The sequence below is a fragment of the Frankia umida genome (assembly GCF_023242945.1).
In the GTDB taxonomy this organism is placed as follows: domain Bacteria; phylum Actinomycetota; class Actinomycetes; order Frankiales; family Frankiaceae; genus Frankia; species Frankia umida.
In genome coordinates this window covers 1-22584 of record NZ_JALKFT010000053.1, presented here as the reverse complement: position 1 = coordinate 22584, position 22584 = coordinate 1, and the positions used below count along the sequence as shown (strand labels likewise).

Annotated in this window: 19 protein-coding genes and 3 pseudogenes; 9 read left to right on the top strand and 13 right to left on the bottom strand. The window is 69.8% G+C overall.

The window, feature by feature from the left end; translation table 11 throughout:
• Positions 1-78 precede the first annotated feature (78 nt).
• The 4 genes and pseudogenes from MXD59_RS24875 to MXD59_RS24860 form a co-directional block, all read left to right on the top strand.
• Positions 79-924: a Rieske (2Fe-2S) protein gene (locus MXD59_RS24875; protein WP_248827005.1), complete on the top strand. Its 846-nt coding sequence runs from the start codon at positions 79-81 to the stop codon at positions 922-924.
• Positions 925-1269: 345 nt separating this feature from the next.
• Positions 1270-1437, top strand: a complete 168-nt coding sequence (locus MXD59_RS27895; protein ID WP_248827003.1) for an SRPBCC family protein — start codon at positions 1270-1272, stop codon at positions 1435-1437.
• Positions 1438-1566: 129 nt separating this feature from the next.
• On the top strand, positions 1567-2067 hold the full coding sequence (locus MXD59_RS24865) for a hemerythrin domain-containing protein (RefSeq protein ID WP_248827002.1): 501 nt from the start codon (positions 1567-1569) through the stop codon (positions 2065-2067).
• Positions 2068-2127: 60 nt separating this feature from the next.
• A pseudogene (locus MXD59_RS24860) lies at positions 2128-2667 on the top strand (NAD-dependent epimerase/dehydratase family protein); the annotation flags it as partial.
• Positions 2668-2687: 20 nt separating this feature from the next.
• On the opposite strand, the gene MXD59_RS24855 reads toward MXD59_RS24860, so the two are convergent.
• Positions 2688-3368, bottom strand: coding sequence for an HAD family hydrolase (locus MXD59_RS24855; RefSeq protein WP_248827001.1), 681 nt, complete (start codon positions 3366-3368; stop codon positions 2688-2690).
• Between the two features lie 156 nt (positions 3369-3524).
• Entirely contained in the window at positions 3525-3881 is a 357-nt protein-coding gene (locus tag MXD59_RS24850) for a hypothetical protein (RefSeq protein WP_248827000.1), read from the bottom strand.
• A 255-nt stretch (positions 3882-4136) separates the two neighbouring features.
• Between MXD59_RS24850 and MXD59_RS24845 the strand changes: the two genes are divergently transcribed.
• Positions 4137-4607, top strand: coding sequence for a VOC family protein (locus MXD59_RS24845; protein WP_248826999.1), 471 nt, complete (start codon positions 4137-4139; stop codon positions 4605-4607).
• A gap of 268 nt (positions 4608-4875) precedes the next feature.
• Positions 4876-5466 (top strand): large conductance mechanosensitive channel protein MscL, encoded by a 591-nt coding sequence (mscL, locus tag MXD59_RS24840; RefSeq protein WP_248826998.1) that lies wholly within the window; start codon positions 4876-4878, stop codon positions 5464-5466.
• Here mscL and MXD59_RS24835 read toward each other — a convergent pair.
• From MXD59_RS24835 to MXD59_RS24785, 11 genes and pseudogenes are all read right to left on the bottom strand, one after another.
• A pseudogene (locus MXD59_RS24835) lies at positions 5421-7001 on the bottom strand (AMP-binding protein); the annotation flags it as partial. The gene mscL and the pseudogene MXD59_RS24835 overlap by 46 nt on opposite strands.
• 848 nt (positions 7002-7849) lie before the next feature.
• Positions 7850-9010 (bottom strand): thiolase family protein, encoded by a 1161-nt coding sequence (locus MXD59_RS24830; protein WP_248826997.1) that lies wholly within the window; start codon positions 9008-9010, stop codon positions 7850-7852.
• Positions 9007-10059, bottom strand: coding sequence for a thiolase family protein (locus MXD59_RS24825; RefSeq protein ID WP_248826996.1), 1053 nt, complete (start codon positions 10057-10059; stop codon positions 9007-9009). Before MXD59_RS24825 ends, MXD59_RS24830 begins: the two co-directional genes overlap by 4 nt.
• Positions 10059-11048, bottom strand: a complete 990-nt coding sequence (locus tag MXD59_RS24820; RefSeq protein ID WP_248826995.1) for a Zn-ribbon domain-containing OB-fold protein — start codon at positions 11046-11048, stop codon at positions 10059-10061. The genes MXD59_RS24825 and MXD59_RS24820 overlap by 1 nt, the downstream gene beginning before the upstream one ends.
• Before the next feature lie 42 nt (positions 11049-11090).
• The gene (locus MXD59_RS24815) at positions 11091-12209 is read right to left on the bottom strand and encodes an NDMA-dependent alcohol dehydrogenase (protein WP_248826994.1); all 1119 of its coding nucleotides are present in this window, start codon (positions 12207-12209) and stop codon (positions 11091-11093) included.
• A 98-nt stretch (positions 12210-12307) separates the two neighbouring features.
• On the bottom strand, positions 12308-13756 hold the full coding sequence (locus MXD59_RS24810) for an aldehyde dehydrogenase (protein ID WP_248826993.1): 1449 nt from the start codon (positions 13754-13756) through the stop codon (positions 12308-12310).
• A 64-nt stretch (positions 13757-13820) separates the two neighbouring features.
• The gene (locus tag MXD59_RS24805) at positions 13821-15380 is read right to left on the bottom strand and encodes an AMP-binding protein (RefSeq protein ID WP_248826992.1); all 1560 of its coding nucleotides are present in this window, start codon (positions 15378-15380) and stop codon (positions 13821-13823) included.
• A gap of 103 nt (positions 15381-15483) precedes the next feature.
• Complete coding sequence (locus tag MXD59_RS24800) at positions 15484-16383, bottom strand: SDR family NAD(P)-dependent oxidoreductase (protein WP_248814828.1); 900 nt, start codon at positions 16381-16383, stop codon at positions 15484-15486.
• 165 nt (positions 16384-16548) lie between these two features.
• Positions 16549-17577 carry an aromatic ring-hydroxylating oxygenase subunit alpha gene (locus MXD59_RS24795; RefSeq protein ID WP_248826991.1) on the bottom strand — a complete coding sequence of 343 codons (1029 nt, stop codon included), beginning with the start codon at positions 17575-17577 and terminating at the stop codon, positions 16549-16551.
• 205 nt (positions 17578-17782) lie between these two features.
• Positions 17783-18580, bottom strand: coding sequence for a crotonase/enoyl-CoA hydratase family protein (locus tag MXD59_RS24790; RefSeq protein ID WP_248814830.1), 798 nt, complete (start codon positions 18578-18580; stop codon positions 17783-17785).
• Between the two features lie 75 nt (positions 18581-18655).
• A complete protein-coding gene (locus tag MXD59_RS24785) occupies positions 18656-19867 on the bottom strand; it encodes a cytochrome P450 (RefSeq protein ID WP_248826990.1) in 1212 nt (403 codons plus the stop codon).
• 647 nt (positions 19868-20514) lie between these two features.
• On the opposite strand from MXD59_RS24785, the pseudogene MXD59_RS27595 reads away from it, so the two are divergent.
• From MXD59_RS27595 to MXD59_RS24775, 3 genes and pseudogenes are all read left to right on the top strand, one after another.
• Positions 20515-20637: pseudogene (locus MXD59_RS27595) on the top strand (glycoside hydrolase family 3 C-terminal domain-containing protein); the annotation flags it as partial.
• On the top strand, positions 20634-21470 hold the full coding sequence (locus MXD59_RS24780) for a TetR/AcrR family transcriptional regulator (RefSeq protein WP_248826989.1): 837 nt from the start codon (positions 20634-20636) through the stop codon (positions 21468-21470). The pseudogene MXD59_RS27595 and the gene MXD59_RS24780, both read left to right, overlap by 4 nt.
• A 56-nt stretch (positions 21471-21526) precedes the next feature.
• The coding region (locus tag MXD59_RS24775; RefSeq protein WP_248827004.1) for a CaiB/BaiF CoA transferase family protein at positions 21527-22584 on the top strand (1058 nt) is incomplete at its 3' end.

Sequence of the window (22584 nt, the reverse complement as noted above, 5' to 3'; positions counted from 1 at the left end):
GCGTCTGTCAGTGAAACAGGAAAACCTGCCCGCGAGGGTAGGAATCCCCGGTCTTCAGGCCGGGGAGGATGTCAAGAGATCCTCGCCCGCCTACGTGAGTGGGGCGTCGAGTACGTCTTCGGATATCCGGGTGACCTGCTCAGCGGACGGCAGATCGGACACCCGCTGCACCCCGCGGCCGTCCTCGTCCCGGCGGGAACACTGCTGGGCGCGACCGCGCTCGACCTCACCCGCGATCCGGGTCTGCGCCCGGCCGCGCGCCGGTTGCTCGGCATCGGCCTGCTCAGCGCCGCCCCCGCCGCGATCGCCGGCTGGTCGGACTGGCTCGACACCGAAGGCGCCGAACGCCGCGTCGGGCTGGTGCACGCCGCGTCCAACGCCGTCGGCATCGCCAGCTACGCGACCTCGTGGTGGCAGCGTCGCCGAGGGGGGAGCGGGTTGGCCGCCGGGCTGACCGGGGCCGCCGCCCTCGGCCTCGGCGGTTGGCTCGGCGGCCACCTCGCCTACGCGCTCGGCGTCGGCGTCGACACGACCGCGTTCCAGCACGGCCCGACCGAATGGACGGATGTGCTCGCCGCCAGCGAGGTCACGACGGCGCTGCGCCAGGTCGACGTCGGCGCGGTGTCGCTGCTGCTGACCAGGGTCGACGGCCGGCTTGTCGCGATCGACAACCGCTGCACCCACCGGGGCGCCCCGCTGGCCGACGGTGAGCGCGACGGCGACTGCGTGGTCTGCCCCTGGCATGCGAGCCGGTTCGACCTGCGCTCCGGGGAGGCCGTCCAGGGCCCGGCGAGCCGACCGCAGTCGGTGTACGAGGTGCGCGAGGTCGACGGGCGGGTCGAGGTCCGCCGTGCGGAGGTCCGCGCGCTACGGGCCAATCCCGTCGGCCCGCGGCCCGCCCGGGCATTCGCCGGCCGGCACTGATTCTTTCTGGGAACAGTCCACGAATGTCCGGTCACCGGTCCGCCGCAGCCGCCCACAGGAATCGGATCGAGGGGCGACGGCTGGTGTTGTCGAGGGCACAGCGGGGAGTCAGTGGTGGTCCCACCGGCGAAGGAGGAAAGATCTGATGACCACCACAGTCGCTGAGTCAGTCGACGTCGCGGTTCCGGTTCGCACCGCTTACAACCAGTGGACCCAGTTCGAGTCCTTCCCGCATTTCATGGACGGGGTGGAGTCCAGGACGCACGCGTCGCCTGGAAGAGCACCAACGGCCCCACCCATGCCGGCGTGGTGACCTTTCACCGGCTGAACGACCAGGAGACCCGGGTGACGGTCCAGCTGGACTGGCAGCCCGAGGGCATCGTGGAGAAGGTCGGCTCGGTCGCCGGTGTGGACGACCGGCGGGTCAAGGCCGATCTCAAACGGTTCAAGACGTTCATCGAGGACCGTGGCGGCGAGACCGGAGCCTGGCGCGGCCAGGTCGACCGACCCTGACCCTGCCGGATCTCCGTCGTGTGGGGGCGTCGGCCCACGCCGGGCGGCGCCCCCCAAACACACAGGCGCGGCCGGGGAATACCCCGCCGAAACGAGCATTCCATCGGGTGCAATGGTGAAGGAGATCAGATGTCGACGGATGCGATCGTGCTCCTGAAGGCCGACCACAAGGAGATAAAAGCTGCCTTCAAGCAGTTCCAGGACGCCGGAGACAGGGCCTTCTCCGCGAAAGGAAAGGCCCGCGAGAAGATCATCGAGCTGCTCACCGTGCACACCTACATCGAAAACGAGGTCATGTACCCGGAGGTACGGGGCCTGCTGCCCGACCTGACGGACGAGATCCTGGAGTCGTACGAGGAACATCACGTGGCCGACCTGATCACCGTCGAACTCGCCGTCCTCGCACCCGACGCGGAACGTTTCACCGCCAAGACGGCCGTGCTGATCGAGAACGTGTCACACCACATCGAGGAGGAGGAAGAGGACTGGTTTCCCAAGGTGCGGGAGCGCCTCGGCCGCAGGCAGCTCGCCGAGATCGGGGAACGTCTGCTGGAGGCCAGGGAGAAGGCTCCGCACAGCCCGGCCCAGCCCAGTGCTCTGAAGAAGAGCATCGACGCCGTCCTCAGGTAGCCGATGCGTCCGGCATCTGCCGGCGGGAGTTAACCGGGGCAGGCCGGGAAGGCCCGCGGCATGCGTGTCGCGATCGTCGGAGCCACCGGGAACATCGGTTACGCCCTTGTCCACACCCTGCTGGCGGATCCGTCCGTCGAGGAGGTGGTCGGCATCGCGCGCCGGCTGCCCACCGACCCGGTCGACGCCCGCGTGCGCTGGACCTCGATCGACATCGCCGATCCGGACGCCGCCGAACCGCTGACCGAAGCCTTCCGGGGCTGCTCGGCGGTGGTCCACGTGGCCTGGCTGATCCAGCCGAGCCGAAACCCGGAGCTGACGCGGGCGACGAACGTGGACGGGACCGCCCGCGTCCTCGAGGCGGTCCGGGCCGCTGCCGTGCCCGCGCTCGTCTACGCCTCCTCGGTCGGCGCCTACGCGGTCGCGCCGGTGGACGTCCACGGTTCGAAGGGCGGCCTCGCGCGCGCCGAGGACTGGCCGACGACCGGAATCCCGACGTCCACCTACAGCGCGCACAAGGTGGAGGTGGAGCGGGCGCTCGACGACTTCGAGCTGACCTTCCCGGCCTGCCGGGTGGTACGCCTCCGGCCGGGCATCGTGCTCTCCGGACACCGAGTGCCCTATCGGACTCCTCGCAGCAGGTCAGGTACTTCACGCAGGTCCATGATGCGGGTCACGCCGGCCGGTGTCGGGTGGCGGCCGGTGCGGTCGATGAGCAGGGCCATCGGATTGCCCGCGGCGAGTGCGCCCTGGGCGTCGGCGGCCGGATTGTCGCCGACGTGCACGACATCGGCGGTGGTCAGCCCCAGGGACGCGCTCACGTGTTCGAACGCGGCCGGGTTCGGTTTCGCGACACCGATCTCCCCGGACAGCGCGATGATGTCGAACAGCCCGGTCAGGCCCACGACCTGCAGTCTTCGTCGTTGGAGCCGGCCGTCGGTGTTGGACAGCAGGGCCAGCGGCATGCCCTCGGCGCGCAACGTCGTCAGGCACGGCAGCACATCCGGGTACAGCCGCAGCCCCGTCTCGGCGAGGGTGATGCGCTGCTGTTCCATCCGGTCGAGCGCGGCGTCGTCCGGGACCGGGCGACCCAGCGTGGTCAGCATCGCCGCCATGCGGGTGCGCAGGTAGGCCGTATGGCTGAGTGTGCCGTCCAGGTAGAGCGGGTGCAGCGCGTCCATCAACGTCAGCCAGACGTCGGGATCGGCATCGGTACCGAACAGTCCGCGCAGGCTCCGCGGAATCGACACGGAGTAGTCGATGAGCGTGTCGTCGACGTCGAAGCTGACCGCCCGGACCATCAGGGTTCGGTCACCGGACCGCTCGGCACACCGGCCGCCACCCATCCGCGTTGATGTCGCACCGGTGGGGCCGCCTCATCCTCCTGACGGGCGGCACCTGGCGAGACGGATCGACCTGCGCGCTTGACGTCATCGTGCGAGTGGATGCTACGGGGTTCACCCGCCCACGGTCCCACGGACGAGCACACTGCCGTTGTCGGCGATGTCGACGAGCGGACCGGTGGCGGTGACGGTGGGCCCGGTGGCACCGTCCCAGCGAAAACCGGTTCCGGAGAACTGATCGTCGGTGCCGCTCCAGCCGACCACCTGGCCCAGGTCGTTGATCGAGGCCGCTCCCGTGTCGAGCGCCCCGTCCGCCGGCGCGATGTCCCGGGCGGTCACCACCTCGACCGCGAGGGGCCTCCGGTCGGGCACCGCGCCGATCGGTGCCGCGGCCGCCGTGGTGGCGGCCGTCGCCGTGGCGATGGAGGCCACCAGCGACAGACTCAGGACAACCCCGGTCCGTCTGGTCATCGGGCCGCCTTCGTCGCTGAGGCACTGCGACCGAATGTGGCAGGTCGCCGCTCCGCGTCACCGATGGTGCGTCGGCGGGCTGGGCGTGTCGGGCGTGGGTGCGCACATCGTCGTGGTTCGTTCGACCTCTGCCGAGCATCCGGCTGGTCCGCCACCGTGCTCCACCGATGAGTTCCGTGCTCCACCGATGAGTTCCGCCGGCCCGCGGTGTCTATCAGGGTGTAGCCGTTGTCCTGCCGATCCGGAGGCCCCGCCGTGACCATCCCCGCGCACCCCGCCCGCACCCTGTTCGTGAACCTTCCCGTCACCGACCTCGCCCGCAGCAAGGCGTTCTTCGCCGCGCTCGGCTTCGGCTTCCACCCGGGCTTCACCGACGACAGCGCCGCCTGCATGCTCGTCGGCGAACAGGCCAGCGTCATGCTGCTCACCCGCGAGAAGTTCGCCGAGTTCGCGAAACTGCCGATCGCCGACCCCACCACGCACACGCTGGCCCTCTACTGCTTCAGCGTGTCCTCACGCGAGGAGGTCGACACGGTCGCGCAGGCGGCGCTTGCCGCGGGTGGCGTCGAGGCCGACGGGCTGGAGGACCACGGTTTCATGTGCTCGCGCAGCTTCTTCGACCTCGACGGCCACGGCTGGCAGGTCATGTGGATGGACCCGGCCGCGGCCCAACAGGGCCCCGAGCAGCTCGCGGCCTCGACGCGGGACGCCGGTACCGCGCAGTGATCTGACACCGGCGGACGGCAGGGCACCCGACTATCCGTCGATCCTCGACAGGCTCATTTTCGAGCCCTGCCAGGTCGACCTCCGCTGGTTCGTCCCACCTGGCAGGCCGATGCCACAGTGAACGAAACCGGGGCGGCTTCGGAGGCGACCTGGCCTGGCGGGTTACATCCCGCTTCGGGCGGAGATAACGGATCTCGGTGTTGACCATGAGGTCGACCTGGGGCTTCGCCCCGCGGGAAGGCACCCATCGGAAGGCCGAGGAGCGCGCATGCTCCGGTTCAGGAGACTCGTCGACCGCGGCCGTGAGGTCACCGAGCCGACGACCCGGCTCCTCAAGCCCGGCCTGGCCGGGTTCAAGCAGTTCCTCATGCGCGGGAACATCGTCGACCTGGCGGTGGCGGTCGTGATCGGCACGGCCTTCACCGCGGTCGTGAAGGCCCTGGTCGACAACGTGCTCGCACCCCTGATCGCCGCGATCGGTGGCAAGCCGGACTTCGCCGACCTGACGTTCACCATCCACCACAGCGTTTTTCGCTACGGGCTGTTCCTCAACGCGTTGGTGACGTTTCTGATCGTGGCCGCGACCGTGTACTTCCTCGTTGTCCTGCCGATCGCGAAGGCGAACGAGCTGCGTCGGCGCGGCCATCCGCAACCCGACTCGGAACCCGCGATCAGCGACGAGACCCGGCTGCTCACCGAGATCCGGGACCTGCTGGCCGGCGACACCCGGCGGCTGCGCTACCCGGGCTGCGTGGCGGACAGCTGTTCTGCGGCTTGCCTGGCCCAGCGCAGGTCGATCTTGCCGGTCGGGGTCCGGGTGAGCGCGTCGACGATGTGGATCTCTCTCGGTACCTTGTAACCGGCCACGAGGGTGCGGCAGTGCGCCTGGAGTTGCGCGGTGTCGACGCTGTGTCCGGGCCGTGCGACGACGAGGGCGACGACCCGCTCGCCGTAACGCGGATCGGGTGCCCCGACGACCACGGCGTCCGCGACGGCGCTGTGGTCGGTGAGCGCGTTCTCGACCTCTTCGGGGAAGACCTTCTCCCCGCCGGTGTTGACGACCGAGTTCGCCCGGCCCCACAGCACGGCCGTGCCGTCCGCCGCGATGGTGGCCAGGTCACCCGGCAGGACCCAGCGCACGCCATCGGCGTCGGTGCGAAACGTGGCCTCCGTCCTGACCGGGTCGTTGTGGTAGCCGAGCGGGATCCGGCCGCGTCGGGCGATGCGCCCGATGACACCGGAGCCGGGGACGACCGGACGCAGGTCGGTGTCGTCGAGCACCGCGGCGTCCTCGGCGAGGCGGAACGTGCGTGAGCGGCGGGACCCGCCGGTCTCCGTGCCGGTGTGCGCCATCTCCGAACCCCCGAAGACGTTGAAGATCCGTACGCCGGGCAGCAGCTCGCCGATCCGGTCACGGGTCGGTTCCGACAGCGGGGTGCCGCTGTTGACCAGCACGGTCAGCGCGGACAGGTCGTGGCGGTCGCGGTCGTAGGTGTCCAGCAGCGGGGCCGCCATCGCGTCACCGACCATGGCGATGGAGCCGACGCGCTCGGCGGCGGCGATCGCCAGGATCCGGGTGGCGTCGAACCGGCGGCCGGTCCACAGCACCACCGTGCCCGCCGCCGCGAAGGCGGTGAGGATGGCCATCGAGGCGGTGCCGTGCATCAGCGGCCCGAGCACGAAACTGCGGGTGGGGGGCGCGGCAACGTGCCGGGTCAGGAACTCCTCGAGTTGCTCGGGGATCGACCCGTCCGGCAGTGGGCGGCGGCAGCCGGCGAAGAACATGTCCTCGCCGCGCCAGATCACGCCCTTGGGCATCCCGGTCGTGCCGCCGGTGTAGATGATGAACTGGTCGTCCCCCGAGCGCGGGATGCGCACCGGTGCGGTGTCGACGGGCTCCCGCTCGTACCCGAACAGCGTGTACCCGGCCGGTCGGGTCTCAGCGGCGGTCCCCGCACCCCCCTCGCCCGCGGGAGTGCCGTCCTCGAGCACGACGACGGAGCGCACACCGGGGACGTCCGGCAGTACCTCGGTCAGGATGGGCAGGTAGCGCCGCTCGACGACGACGCTGACCAGGTCGGCGTCGTCGAGCAGGTAGCGCAGCTCCGCGGCGACGTACCGGAAGTTGACGTTGACCGGGACCGCCCGCAGTTTCAGGACGGCGAGCATGACCTCGACCCATTCCGCCCGGTTCATCGCGTAGAGACCGACGTGGTCGCCCGGTGCCACCCCGGCGCCGCGTAGCAGGCGCGCGGCGCGGTCGGCCCGGGCGTCCAGCTCGGCGTAGGTCAGACGGACGTCCCCAGCCACCAGGAAGAGCTGCTCGGGTACGGCGTCGGCGACGAACTCGAAGATGTCCGCGAAGTTGACCGTCAGATCCCCGGTGGTGCTCATGACCCCCCCGGTGGTCGTGTACCAGCAGCACCGGTTTGATCGTGGCGCCGGACGCCGCGTCCGCCTCGGCCTGGTTGATCTCGGCCAACGGGTAGGTCCGGATGGGCCGGTCGAACGGGAACAGGCCGCGCCGCCACAGGTCGACGAGCCGAGGGATGAAGACCGAGGGGGCGCCGCCCCCCTCGAAGCCGTAGGTCACCGACCGGCCGGACATGATCGCCGGATGGATTGTCAGGGTGTCGCGCGAGGCTCCCGGCCGGTCCAGCACATCCACCGCGGTGGCCATCACCGCGCTGATCCCGGTGGTGTCCAGGCTCGCGTCGAAGGGGCCGTGGGCGACGAGCTAGACGGGCGAGGTCGGGGTCCGCGCCGTCGACGTCCCGGGTCGCGGCGAGCTCGAGAGCGAGGTCTCGGCGGGCCGGGCTGAGGTCCACCGCGACGATCTCGCTGGCGCCGGACAGCCGGGCGGTCAGCACCGCCGACAGCCCGACCGCCCCCACCCCGAAGATGACGATGGACTCGCCGGCCGCCAGACGCAGCTGCTTGAGCACCGCGCCGGCGCCGGTCCGCACGCCGCACCCCAGCGGTCCGAGCAGTTCCAGGGGCGGGTCCTTGTCGACCTTCGCCACGTTACGGGCGGTGGCGAGAGTGAACTCGCCGAACGACGACTGCCCGAACCAACGGCTGGTGAGCACAGCGCTTCGGGAAGACGTCACTTTCCGTTCATCTCTCCTGACTGGTCCGGCGCCGCCAGGCCACGGCGCTCAATGAACATCTCCGGTATCGGATTCACCTGGATCCAGCTGTCTGCCATGGGCGGGCCACATCCGGGCCCGGGTGAGCGGCTCCTAGCCAAACGGCTGGAGGCTGTTCGCGACGATCCACATCGAGAAGTACTGGCTCTGGGCGCCGTAGGCCATGCCGAGGGCGACGCGGGCCCCGTCGACCTGGTGCTCGCCAGCGGCGCCACGGACCTGGTTGGCCGCCTCGGCGAACCGCAGCAGGCCCGAGGCGCCGATCGGGTTGGTCGAGAGCACCCCGCCCGACGGGTTGATCGGGAACGACCCGCCGAGTTCGGTCTGACCCTTGTCGACCAGCTGCCAGCCGGCTCCCTCGTCGGCGAGGTGGTGGGCCTCCAGCCACAGCGGCTCGTGCCAGGAGAACGGGACGTAGAGCTCGGCGGTGTCGATCTGTTCCCGCGGGTTCGTGATCCCGGCTTCCTGGTACACGTCCTGCGCGCACTGCAGGCAGGCCTGCGGGCGCACCGGGTCGCGGCCGGGGAAGCCACCGGCCTCGCTGCGCGAGGACATGCCGAGGATCCACGCCGGCGGGCGGCCGTCGGCCGCGGCGGCCCGGCCACCCTCCTCGTCGGTGATGACGACCGCGCAGGCCCCGTCGGAGGACGGGCAGGACTCCAGGTAGCGGATCGGGTCCCACATCATCGGCGAGTCGCGGACCTTGTCGATCGAGATGTCGGCGATCTTCAGGTGGGCGTAGGGGTTCTTCAGCGCGTTGAGCCGGTCCTTGACCGCCACCGTCCAGCCGATGTGCTCGGGTGCCCCGCTGCGGTGGATGTACGCGCGCACGAACGGAGCGAAGGAACCGCCGGCCCCCAGCGACGCGCCCCGCCCGCTGCCCAGAGCGAACTGGGCGTTGCCCTCGGACTGCTTCTCGAAGGCGACCGCGAGCACGGTGCGGTGCTTGCCGGCCCGCACGTGCGAGGCCGCGACCAGCCCGGTCGTGCCGCCCACGGAACCGGCGGTGTGCACCCGGAACATCGGCTTGCCCACCGCGCCGAGCGCGTCGGACAGGTACAGCTCCGGCTTCATCACCCCCTCGAACAGGTCCGGTGCCTTGCCGAGGACGACCGCGTCGATGTCGGCCATCGTCATCCGGGCGTCGTCGAGGGCCCGGAACACCGCCTCACGGACCAGGCCGCCGAACGACACGTCGCGCCGCTTCGACCTGTGATGGGTCTGGCCGACGCCGACCACCGCGCAGGGAATCATGACCGGCCCTCCAGCACACAGATCAGGTTTTGTTGCAGGCATGGCCCGCTCGTCGCGTGGGCCAGCGCCCGGGTACCGCCGGCGAAGACGTGGTCGGCCGCGTAGCCGATGCGGGCAAGGCCCGTGGCCATGATCGGGTTGGCCCGCAGGGCGCCGCCCGACGGGTTGACCGCCACGTCATCGCCCAGTTCCAGCACGTGGCGCAGCAGCAGCTCCTCGTGGGTGAACGAGGCCTGCAGTTCGGCGACCTCGACCGGGGCGCCCGTACCGAGCCCGGCCTCCCGGGCCGCGATCCGGGTGGACGGCGAGTCGTCGAGGCGGCGAAACGCCGGGTTGTGGCATTCGGTCCGGTGGTCGAACCCGGTGATGTAGGCGGGACGCTCGACGAGCTGACGGGCCCGCTCCCCGGTCGCCAGCACCATGGCCACCGCACCATCGGTGATGGGCGGCAGGTCGTGGCGGCGCAACGGCTCACGGACGTACTCGCCGGCCAGCAGTTCCTCGACGCTGCCCTTGCCCCGGCTGCGCACCGCCACCTCGGCCATGGCCTTCTCGTCGGCAAGACCGGCGGAGATCACCGCACGGGCCTGCAACGCGGCGAAGGTGACCAGATCGGCCCCCAGCGGCGCCAGGACGTAGGGATCCATCTCCATCGGGTAGATCAGCGACGGGTCGCCGGTGGACGTGCGACCCGAGCCGGTCACGACCGCGATGTCGATGTCACCCTCGTGCAGGCGCAGCCACGCCTCGTAGAGCGCCCAGGCGCCGTCCATCTCGACGTGGGAGTCCCGCTTGGGCGGCCAGGCGCCGATCGCGTCGAGGTTCGCGACGAACGAGAACGCCTGCCCGGTGATGTAGTCGCACGACCCCAGGCAGGTGAAGTCGACATCGGCTCGGGTCAGGCCCAGCGGCGTCAACGCGTCGGTGATGGAGGTCATGAGCATCTGGGTCTCGGTCTGGTCGGTCCGCCGCGAGATCGCGGCCTGCGCCCATCCGATGACGGCGATGTCCGTGCTCGTCCTCGGGGACGTGCTCGTGTCTGTGGTCATCAGTAGATCCGATTCACGAGGTCGGGGTCGTTGACGTCCGGCTCACCGCTCGGGGTCCACCCGAGCAGGCTGCCCATCGGACGGCCGATGCCACTGAACGTGTCGACCGGTGCGTCCCTGGGCGCCCACACGGCCGCGACCCGGACTCCCACGTGGATGTCGCCGACCGGCAGGTCGATCACGGGCTGGTAGGTGAGCACCACGTCGGTGCCGTCGAGCAGCACGAACACCCGCGCGAACGGCTCGGTGGCGGTCTGCCCCGGATACTGCACCGGTTCGACCACGATGAAGTTGGTGATGGTTCCCACGTTCGGAAGGTCGACCTCCGCGTCCGCGTCAAGCTCGAGGGCGTCGACCGGGCAGTACGGCCGATCACCTCCCACGTACACCCGTTCGCAGGTCGGGCAGCGCAGGCCGATCAGCCGGTGCTCCCGGGTCGCGGCCAGGGCATGATCGGCCATCGCCAGCACCGGTGTGCTGTAGGTGACCGCGGCCGTGTAGTCCATCAGCTCGACCGGCTGCCCCGGCCCGCCGACGTCGTCGCCGTCGACCTCGGACCGCTCACCGGGCACGAAGCAGGCGATGTCGGTGATGTGGCCGACGCGCCGCCCCCGCCAGCGTGGCGCCACCCGCATCCCCGCGGACAGTGCCGCGGGCGAGGCGGCGTCCACCGCGTGCAGCAGCGGGCTGGACGCACCGTCGAGGCGGATGAAGGCGAACGCGAACGGCCGGTCGAGCGGATGCTGCTCGGTCGGCTCCGGCACCCAGGTCCACGACTCGACGGTGCCCGCCGGCCCGACCTCCACCAGATCCGCGCCCAGTTCGGCACCGGTGGCGGGATCCCACTCCATCGGCGGCACCAGCACACCCGCATCGCTGCGTACACCGAGAATGCGCTTCTCGGCGAGAGCGGTCATGAAGGCACCTGTCACCGGCCCCAGCGATCGCTTGTACGGGAACGTGATGGTGCTCTCGGCAAACCTGGTCATAGAACTCCTCGACCATCGACGGCGGGACGCAAAAAGATCCCGCTAATCCTGAAACGTGATGACGCCGCGGACGATGTCCCCCGAGGCCTGGTCCGCGTATCCCTGGTTGACCTGGTCGAGCGGGTAGGTCCGGGTGACCATCTCGTCCAGCTTGAGTCGGCCCTGCCGGTACAGGTCGAGCAGGTACGGAATGCGCTCGCGGGGGCTTCGGCTGCCGTAGATCGTCCCGACCAGCGTCTTGTTCATCATCGCGAAGGTGAACGCGTTCAGCTGGGCGTCGCTTTCGGCCTGCGGCGCGATGCCGGTCAGGCAGCACACGCCGCCCTTACGGGTCAGCTGAAGCCCGGGCTCGATCATCGAACCGTGCAGCGTCGACGGCGAGAGGATCACGCGGTCGGCCATGACGCCCCTGGTCAGCTCGCGCACGGGCTGCAGTGCCTCGGCCATCGAGGCGAAGGTGTCGGTCGCACCGAAGATCTTCGAAGCCTCGCGCCGGCTCGCCAACGGGTCGACCGTGATGATGCGGGACGCCCCCGCGAGACTCGCGCCCTGCACGGCGGACACGCCGACCCCGCCGACGCCGACGACCACCACCACGTCACCCGGCCGGGTACCCGCCCGGTCGACGGCGGAGCCGAAGCCCGTCGCCACGCCACACGACACGAGGGCGACCGCGTGCCACGGGATGTCGGGGTCGACCTTGACCACCGACTGCTCGGACAGCAGCTGCCGTTCGCTGAACGCACCGAGCTGGGAGAACCGTGCGATCGCGCGGTCACCGATGCGGTGGGCGATCCGGTTGTCGGCCATCATCCCGACCTGGAAGAGCTTCGCGCCCTCGTCGCACAGGTAGGACATCCCCTGCGAGCACCACCTGCAGCGACCGCAGGCGGGTACGAACGACAGCGCGACGTGGTCGCCGACCGCGACGCTGGTGACGCCGGCCCCGACCTCGACGACCTCACCGGCACCCTCGTGACCGCCGATGAACGGAAAATGCGGCACGGGCAGGTCACCGGTGCGGACATGCTCATCGGAATGGCACATGCCGCAGGCCATCATGTCGACGACGACCTCCCCCGGCCCCGGGGCGTCGATGTCGACCTCCTCGATCTTCCAGTCCTGGCCCGTTTCCCACAGCACCGCGGCGCGTGTCCTCATGAAAGCCCGTCACTCCACATCGTTCGCTCGGCCCACATCGTTCGCTCGGCCCACCGGGTTCGCTCGGCCCACCGGGATTGTTCGGACACCGGGTTTGTTCAGCCCACCGGCGGAATGATGGTCTGGGTCTCGAGGTACGCCTCCAGGCCCTCACGGCCGAGCTCACGGCCGAGCCCCGACTGCTTGAAACCACCGAACGGGTTCAGCAGGTCGAGCACCGCCCCGGAGTTGATCGCGAAGGATCCGGTCCGGACGCGCTTGCCCAGAGCGATGCCGTGCTCCACGTCACCCGTCCAGACCGAGCCGGAAAGCCCGTAGTCCGAGTCGTTGGCGATGCGGACGGCCTCGTCCTCGCCGTCGTAGGGAAGCACGGCCAGCACCGGGCCGAAGACCTCCTCGCGGGCGATGCGCATCTGGTTGTCGACGCCGGCGAACAGGGTCGGCTCGACATACCAGCCCCGGTCGAGGTCGGCGGGTCGGCCACCGCCGCGGACCAGTTGGGCGCCCTCGCCGACACCGGCCTCGATGAGCCCCTCGACCCGGGTGCGCTGGCGTTCGGCCACGAGCGGCCCGACGAACGTCTCCGGGTCCGCGGGATCGCCGACCTTGAGCGCACCGATCGCCGCGTCGAGTGCCGCCACCACCTCGTCGTGGCGGTGCCGCGGCACGAGCACCCGGGTCTGCGCGACGCAGGCCTGGCCGCTGTTCATGAACACCGCCGGCAGCAGGCCGGGGATGGCCGTGGCCAGGTCGGCGTCGTCGAGCAGGATCGACGCCGACTTGCCGCCGAGTTCGAGCGTGCACCGCTTGAGCTGCTCGCCGCAGATCGCCCCGATCCGGCGGCCCACGGCGGTGCTGCCGGTGAACGACACCTTGTCGATTCCGGGGTGGCGGACCAGCGCCTCGCTCGCCTCCCGGTCGGCGGCGATCACGCTGACGACGCCGGGGGGCAGCCCGACCGAGTCGAGGATCTCGGCCAGCAGATAGCCGGTGAGCGGCGCCTCGGGCGCCGACTTGATGACCAGGGTGGCGCCGGCGGCCAGCGCGGCACCGAGCTTCATCGCGATGATGAACAGCGGCACGTTCCACGGCGCGATCGCGGCGGCCACCCCGACCGGCTGCTTCACGACCTGGCAGGTCCGTCCGCCGAAGCCCGGTCGTTCCTCCTCGAACGCGAAGCCGTCGACCAGGGTGGCGAACCCGTCCAGCACGAGCGCGGACGCGTAGGTGTTGCCCGCCAGGGCGAAGCTGCGCGGCGCTCCCATCTCGGCGGTCGTCGTGTCGGCGATCTCCTGCGCCCGCGCCTTGATGGCCGCGCTGATGGCGCGGATCACCTCGGCGCGGTCCTTGGGCGACGTGTGGGGCCACGGGCCCTCGTCGAAGGCCCGGCGGGCGGCGGCGACGGCGCGGTCGACGTCACCGCTGTCGGCCTCCGGCACCGTCGCGACCAGTTCCTCGGTGTGCGGGGAGATGACACTGATCGTGCGGGAACTGTGCGGATGCACCCATTCACCGCCGATGTACAGGGTGTCCTTCGTGATGGTCATAATTCCTCCTTCACCGAGCGCGCGGGCGCCGGCGGGACGCGGTTGGCCTCAGCTGTGGTCGTCCCTAGTGGACAAGCCGGTCGGCACCGGCCCAGTACTGTGCGCGCAGCGCCTTCTTGTCCGGCTTGCCCAACGGGCTGACCGGGATCGCGTCGACGAGGTCGATCGACTTGGGCGCATGGTGCGAACCCTTGTGCTGCTTCACCAGCGCGATGAGCTCCGCGATGTCCACCGTCTGCCCAGGCCGGGGCACCACGACGGCCTTCACCGCCTCGCCCCACTTGTCGTCCGGGACGCCGACGACGGCCACCGCGGCGACCGCGGGATGCCGGGAGATGACATCCTCGATCTCGCGCGGGAACAGGTTGAACCCACCCGAGATGATCATGTCCTTCTTGCGGTCGACGATCGTCAGGAATCCCTGCTCGTCCTGTCGGCACACGTCTCCGGTGTGCAGCCAGTCGCCCTCGAACGCCTGCGCCGTCTCGTCCGGCTTGTTCCAGTAGCCCCGCATCACCAGCGGACCACGCACGCACAGCTCGCCGGGCTCGCCCCTGTCCACCTCGTTGCCGTCGTCGTCGAGCAGTGCGATCCGCGCCCAGGGGACGGGCCGGCCGCAGGACGCAAGCCTCGCCAGGTCGTCGACGAGATGCTCCTCCTTGCGCAGGACGGAGACGGTCATCGGGCACTCCGTCTGCCCGAAGAACTGGACGAAGATCGGGCCGAACTTCTCGATCGCCTCCCGCAGGCGGGACGGCGACATCGCCGACCCCCCGTAGTAGATCGACTCCAGGCTTGACAGGTCCGTCTCGGCGAACCGCGGATGATCGAGCAGGGCGTAGATCATCGAGGGGACGAACATCGCGGTCGTGATGCGATGGCGCTCGATCGCCTCGAGCACCGCACCCGCCTCGAACGTCGGCAGCACGAACATCGCCGCGCCCTGCAGCTGCAACGGCACGAAGATCGACGAACCGGCATGGCTCAGCGGGGTGCACACGAGGTGGCGGACCTCATCGGGCCACTGCCACTCCGTCATCATGATCTGCGCCATCGCCGCGCTGCTGCGATAGGTGGCCATCACACCCTTGGGCCGCCCGGTGGTGCCACCGGTGTAGGCCAGTGCCGAGATGTCCTCGGCGTCCACGTCCGGGGCCACCAGCGGTTCCGGCTCGAACGCCGCCGCGAGGCCGAGCAGGTCCTCGCCGACCGGTGCCTCGCCGTAGGAGAGCAGCAACAGGTCGGGCAGGCGTTCGCCGAGCTTGCGGACGTGCTCCGCAAAGGACGGATCGAACAACAGCGCCTTGATACCAGCGTCCTCGAGAACGTAGGCGTGGTCCTCCAGCGAGCCGAGCGGGTGCAACGCGGTGTTACGGCACCCGGACACCATCACCGCGCCCATCGAGAACAGCACCTCGACGCGGTTCTTCGACAGGGTCGCCACACCGACGCCCCGCACCATGCCCCGGGAGCGGAAGGCCTGCACGAAGCGGCTGATCTCATCACGCATCTGGTGGGCGGACAGCATCTCGCCATCGATGTGCACCGCGGGTCGGCGGCCGTTTCTTTCCAACGCGCGGATCAGGAGATCGGGCAGGAACATGGGACGGTACAGGTCTGTCATTTCGCGGCATCCTCCCGTGGCGACGGCATCAGCGCACCTGGTGGTGCGGACCATGCGTTCGGACACCGCGGGCTGACCGCAGCCCGCGGTGTCCGAGGTGACCTCAGCTGAGCAGATGGGCGGGAACGAACTGGTCGAGCTCCTCCAGGGACCACGGCGGGGACGTCTGCGCGTCGCCGCGGTAGATCGCCCGAACCTCCTCGTAGTCCGACCACACGCTCACCTTGCCACCCCGGGCGTTGAACACCCGGCCGGTGACGTCCGCGGCGGCGTCGGTGCACAGCCACGTCACGATCGGCGGCACATGCGTCACCGGACCCGGGCCCGCCTTGGCACCCTCGAACACCTCGCGGGTGATCTTTCCCTCCTGGTAGGCCTGCTCCAGATGGGGAACCATCACCTGGGACAGCCGCGTGGTCGCGCCGGGTGCCAGGCAGTTGGCGGTGACACCCGCGCCCCGATAGTCGTTCGCGATTCCCTTGACCAGGGAGACCACACCGCCCATCGCCGCCGCGAAGATCGGGTTGCCGACGGTGCCCCGCGCCCCCTCGGACGTGGCGGCGATGAAACGCCCCCAGCCGCGCTCGGCCATGCCCGGGACGGTCGCCCGCGCCAGCCAGAACTTCTGGGACAGGAACAGGTCGATGAACCTGTGGTACGACTCGTCCGACGCGTGCAGATCACCGGGCAGGATCGCACCCGCGCAGCCGACGACGATGTCGACCGGACCGAACGCCTGCTCGGCGATGTTCACCGCGTTCGCCACCCCGGCCGAGCTCGCGACCGAGTCGTAGCTGGGCTCCGCCTGGCCACCCGCGGACCGGATCTCCCGCGCTGTGGCGTCCGCGGCGGAGGCGCTCTCGCCCTGCGCGAACTCGCTGGTCCCCAGGTCGTTCACGACCACCGAGGCGCCCTCGGCCGCCAGCGCGAGCGCGCAGGCCTTCCCCACACCGTTCCCGGCCCCTGTCACCAGGGCGACTCTGCCCTTCAGTCGGCCACTCATCACTGTCTCCTCACTCGTCGAGCATCGCTGCTGGCGCGCTGCCCTCTTCGACTGTGATCAACTTTGTGCTTCCTGCCGCGGGTCGAGGCCGGCGGGCCTCGACCCGCGGCGCCGAGCACGTGCGCGCCATCCGTGACCGCGGACCATCGAGATCACGCGACTCACCTATGCGAGAGCGGACCGAATCTGCCGGTGGATGTGCTGGCACCCCGGCTCGTTGCGCCCCAGCAGCGCGAAGTCATGCGCCGCGTCGCTGATACCGCCGCCCGAGGAGGTGATCGCAGGCCCATCCTCATCACGGATGACGGCCCTGATCGCCTGGAGGTACTCCTCATTGGTGTGTGCGGCGACCAGTTCCGGATCGACCTTGCTGAGAAAGGTGTGCCGCAGCACGGAACGGCCCGGCGAGCCGGCCGGCCGAGCCTCGATCAGTTCACAGCCGAGCACGGTGTTGGCGATGATCAGATTCGGATAGACGTAGTAGAGGACGCTCATGTGGATGTCGGCGGGGGAGGCGTCGTCCGGAAGACCCTGCATCTGCACGCCGGGCACACCCAGCCGGGCGTGGGCGCCGAAGGCGTCGTACGACACGATGTTGGCGATCGAGCCCTTTCCCACCATCGACGTGCTGTGCACGAACGGGAAGTGGTAGGTCTCGAAGAAAGCCTCGAGCAGGCACTTCCAGTTGGCCGACAGCTCCACTTCCATGGCCGGGTTGGCCTGGAAGGAGGCGTAGTCGTAGCTCGCGAGCGGCTCCGCGAAACTGCCCAGATGCGCCGTGACTCCCGGTGAACCGGCTGGCACCAGCCAGACGAAGCCGAAGCTCTCCTCGCTGGGCAGCTCGGCCAGACCGAGATCGCTCGCCTGGACGTCATCGAAACCCGGCCGGCCGGGCTGACCGGCGAGCGCGCCCGTGGAGTCGTAGCTCCAGCCGTGGTAGGCGCAGGTGAACCGGCGGGCGCAACCCGAACCCTCGGCCACGCGGGCCCCACGGTGCCGGCAGGTGTTCACCAGGACGCGGGCGACGCCGTCCTCACCGCGGGAGACGATGACCGACCGACCGTCGGGGAGCTGCCGGGTGAGGTAGGCGCCTTCGCCGTGCAGGGCGGCGCTCGGGGCGAGCACGAGCGGGCTGGCGCCGAGGACGTGCTTCAGCTCGGCCTGGAGAACCTCGGGGTCGCGATAGTTCCCCATGGGAATCTTCATCGTCGACTCGGCGAATTCCGTACGACGTGCTCGCACCAGTGCGGAAACCCGCGGAAAGAGCTCGGAAACCGACTCCGATGCCTCGGTCAACACGGACATAAGCATCGCTCCATGATGGTGTGGCGAATATCCCGCAGCCGAGGATCTCCGGATCCGTGCCGCTCGTCGGTCCTGGCGATGGGGATGGTCGTCATCATCGGCGCTGGAAGTTCGGTGCGCGCTTCTCGGCGAACGCCCGCGGGCCCTCTTTGGCATCCTCGGAGGCGAACACCGCGCGGCTTCGGTCCAGCTCCCTGGCGAAGCCCTCGTCCTCGGTCAGACCCGACGACTCGCGGATCGTCGCCAGAATCGCCTCGACGGCCAGGGGACCGTTCGCACTGATCTGGTCGGCGATTTCACGTGCCGTGGTGAGCGCCTCGCCGTCCTCGACGACGCGCCCGATCAGCCCGATGCGTTCGGCCTCCTCGGCGTGGAGGTGCCGGCCGGTCAGCAGGATCTCGGCCGCTCTGGTGTAGGAGATCTGCCGCGGCAGGCGGACCGGCGAGCCCATGTTCGGATACAGCGACCAGCGGGCCTCGGACAGGCCGAAGCGGGCGCTGCGGCCGGCCACCCGGATGTCGGTGCCGAGCAGGATCTCGGTTCCGCCGGCGATGCACACGCCTTCAACGGCCGCGATGATCGGCTTCGGCGGCCGGCCGATCTTCAGGAAGCCCCGTTCGACGTACCGCGAGTCGGTGATCCGCCGCTGGGCGAGGTCGGCGGCGCCCTCGTCGTCGGGATCACCCGCCATCGCCCGCAGGTCGGCGCCCGCGGAGAAGTTCCCCTCGGCCCCAGTGATCACGATGCAGCGGATGTCGTCGTCGACGGCGGCCTCGGCACACGCGTCGACGATGGTGGCAAGCATCGTGCTGGTGATGGCGTTGAGCCGTTTGGGACGGTTCAACGTCAGCTGCATGACCGCGCCGTCACGCTCGACGAGTACCTGCGCCATGGCAGTCCCCTCTCGGAATCTGGTCGACCTCGGGTTCCCGGCAGCTGACGGCGTCGCGCGCCGCGTCAGATCTGATCACGCACGGACCTCCTCGGCCCCGATCGGCCGGGTGGGGGTGAAACGCACCGGAACGCTCTCGTAGCCGCTGACGAAGTTCGCGGCCCGGTGCCTGGGCTCCTCGGTGCCGACCAGCGTGAGATCGGGCAACCGGTCGAGGAGCCGGTCGAGCACCGAGTGCAGCTCGAGCCGGGCAAGGCTCGTTCCAAGACAGTAATGGGGACCGAAACCGAAGGCCACATGTTCGTTCGGGCTGCGCCGGATGTCGAACGTGAACGGGTCCTCGAACGCGGTCTCGTCCCGGTTGGCCGACGGGTAGAGCAGCAGCAGCTTGTCACCGGCGGCGATCTGCTGACCGGCAAGCTCGACGTCGGTGGTCGCGGTCCGGGCCATGTTCTTGATCGGGCTGACCCAGCGCAGCATCTCCTCGACGGCCGAGGGGATCAGCTCCCGGTCGTGACGCAGCGCCGCCCAGTTCTCGGGCGTGCGCAGCAGCTCGTAGATGCCGCCGGAGATGACGTGCCGCGTCGTCTCGTCGCCGCCGTTGAGGATCAGCAGGGACTCGCTGATGATCCCGGCGTCGTCGAGGTGGTCGCCGTCGACGTCGGCGTGTACCAGGATGCTCATCAGGTCGCTGGTCGGGTTCTCCCGCCGGGCGTCGATGATCCGCTGGGCGTAGGCGTAGTACCCGCCGCCCGCCGCGGCGGCGATCTTCATCGCCTCCTCGTCGGCCTGCCCGAGCGCTCCCATCATGGCCTCGCTCCACCGCAGCAGCTGCTCGCGGTCGGCCGGGTCGACACCCAGCTCGTTGGCGATGACGATCAGCGGCAGCCAGGCCGCGATGTCCCAGACCAGGTCGCACTCGCCGCGCTCGCACACCCGGTCGAGGATCACGTCGACGATGCTGCGGATCGACGCTTCCTTCTCCCGTACCCGCCTGGGCGTGAAGCCCTTGTTCACCAGCTTGCGTCGCTGCCAGTGCTCCGGATCGTCCATGTCGATCATCATCGGCGCGGCCGCGTGGTCCGGCCGGATCCCGCCGGCGCTGCTGAACAGGTTCGGGTGGGTGGCGACGTGCTTGACCAGGTCGTAGGTGGCGACCCCCCACACCCCGGTGCGCGGGTCGCGCCACACCGGCGCGTTCGCCCGTAGCCAGGCCAGTTCCTCGTGCGGGTTGCGCCCCCAGAAGAAACCATCAACAAGATCAATGCGCTCTTCGATGCTGCTCATGGAGCCTCCAAGTCGGCCACTGTCGCCTGAACCCGTTGTCGTGAAACGTCGCCCGAACCCGCTGCCCGACACTCGGCGAGCGCGGCTCCACGGCGGTTCGCGGCAGCCTCGACCAGGGTCGCCGGCGACGCCCGCACCCCTCACTGCTGGCTGCGTCCCTGCCCGGTAGGCGCTGGATCCCTGCCCGGTAGGCACTGGCCGAACAGCTGCTCAAGGGGCGCACGGACACGCCGTGGCCGTCGAACCTCCGCCCTCCGCCTCGCCTGATTACACACAAACGGCCTACATGTATCTTCAGATAGACTTAGTCTGTGGATCACTGAAAGTCAACCGGTGTGGCGGCGCAGCGGCTGGAGTGGCCCGCCCTCCGGAGACGGCGCCGCGCGCGCCGCTGGCGCCGGGGTGGACGCTGTCGGTGTCGGGGAGGCGCCGGCTGTCCCGAGGGGTCAGGTGCTGTCCCGAGAGGCCGCGGTCAGGGGCACCTCCAGCGTCTCCACCCGTGCTGACCACGGACGGCAGCTCGGGGTTCGGCATCATCAACCGGGACGGCGAGCTGGACCAGGCCATTACGAAGGCCGCTTTTTCGGATGGTATGAGTTTTTTGTACTTATCTCGTCCGGCTCGGTGGTGCAGGAGGTGTCACCGGAGTCCTGTTCGGCGACGCGAACCCCTCGGGTCGACTGCCTGTCACCGTCGCACGCGACAGCGGTCAGCTACCGGTCTACTACTACCGCAAGGCCACGCCGCGGCAACCGTCTCCGTCGAGGTGACCAACACCGATCGCCGGGCCGTGGCCGTGGCCGTGGACGTGATGGTCGGACCCAATGTCGCCGACACGGTCTCGATCGAACTCGAGGTTCTGCGCCGATCCCACCGCCTGAAGATACACATGCTGTTATGTGTATCTTCAGATAGGATTCGGCCGTGGATCAGCGAGAGTCGACCCGAGTTGGGGCGTAGGGGCTGGGGTGGTTCGCCGCCCAGGGACGACGGCGACGCGCGACAGCGGATCCTCGATGCGGCCATCCGGTGCATCGAGCAGCAGGGGCCGGCCGGGACCACGCTGTCCGGCGTCGCCCTCGAGCTCGGCATCACCCGCAGAACCATCTACCGCTACTTCACCAGCACCGAAGATCTCTTTGGCGGCGTCACGAACCTCGTGCTCGACGACTGGGTCGAGCGGGTGCGGGCCGTCGCCGAGGAGGCCGGCAACCCGACCGACATGGTGGTCGAGTCGGTGGCCTACGTCATCGAGGGGCTGCCCAACGAGGTCTTTCTGACGCTCCTGCTCGGCAGTGGACGGGCGGAGCTGTTCAGCCGGCAGATGCTGACGCCCACCGTCATCGCGCGATGCCGGAGGATCTTCCTGGGTGGTCGTGTCGACTGGGCCGCGCTCGGCTACGACGACCTGGCGCTCGACGAGTTCGTCGAGTTCCTGCTCCGCATCATCCAGTCCATGGTCGTGGCCCCACCCGAACACCCTCGTTCCGGCGATGACCTACGCAGGTACCTCCGACGCTGGGTCGCACCGGCGCTGTACGGCGCGGCGACGGACGCGGTGGCCGACGGCTCGGCCCGGAGTCCGGTGGGACCCCGCGGGTAACACCACGAGAGCACGAGAGAAGGGCGACCGTGACCGAAACCCCGCAACAGGCGACCATGTCCGCAGGCCTCTCACCGGATGGCAGGCCGGCACGGTCCGGTCGGGGGCCGCTCGCCGGGCTGCGGGTCGTCGAGCTGGCGAGCATCGGGCCGGGGCCGCACGCCGCCATGGTGCTCGCTGACCTGGGCGCCGACGTCATACGGGTGGAACGGCCGGGGGCGGGGCAGCCGACGGACCACACACTGCGTAACCGGCGTTGGATTCGTGTGGATCTCAAGGATCCGGCCGGTCGCACGACCGTGCTGGACCTCCTCGACCGTGCGGACGTCCTGCTGGAGGGCTACCGGCCCGGTGCCGCCGAGCGGCTGGGGCTGGGGCCGGAGGTCTGTCTGTCCCGTAACCCACGCCTGGTGTACGGACGGATGACCGGGTGGGGTCAGACCGGGCCGCTCGCTGACCGCGCGGGGCATGACATCAACTACCTCTCCCTGACGGGACTGCTGCACGCCATCGGCCCGGCGGACCGGCCCCCGGTGCCGCCGCTCAACCTCGTGGGCGACTTCGGGGGCGGATCGATGCTGCTGGTCTGCGGGGTGCTCGCGGCGTTGTGGGAACGATCGGTCTCGGGCGTCGGGCAGGTGGTCGACGCGGCCATGGTCGACGGTGCCAGCGTCCTCGCGCAGCTGATGTGGGCCTTCCGGGGAATGGGCCTCTGGACCGACGACCGGGAGGCGAACACCCTCGACGGCGCCGCCCCCTTCTACTCGACCTACACCTGCTCCGACGGCCGGTACGTCGCCGTGGGGGCCCTCGAACCGCAGTTCTACGCACTGCTGCTGGCAGGCCTCGACCTGGCTGGCGAGACTCTTCCGGGTCAGTACGACCGGAAGGGCTGGCCCGTGCTCAGAGCCCGGTTCGCCGGGGCCTTCGCCAGCCGGACCCGCGACGAGTGGGCGGCGGTCTTCGACGGTACCGACGCCTGCGTCACCCCCGTCCTGACGTTCGCCGAAGCGGGCAGCCATCCGCACCTGGCCGCCCGGTCGACGATCGTGACCATCGACGGGGTCGAGCAGGCGGCACCGGCCCCCAGGTTCTCCAGGACACCTCCGGCCCC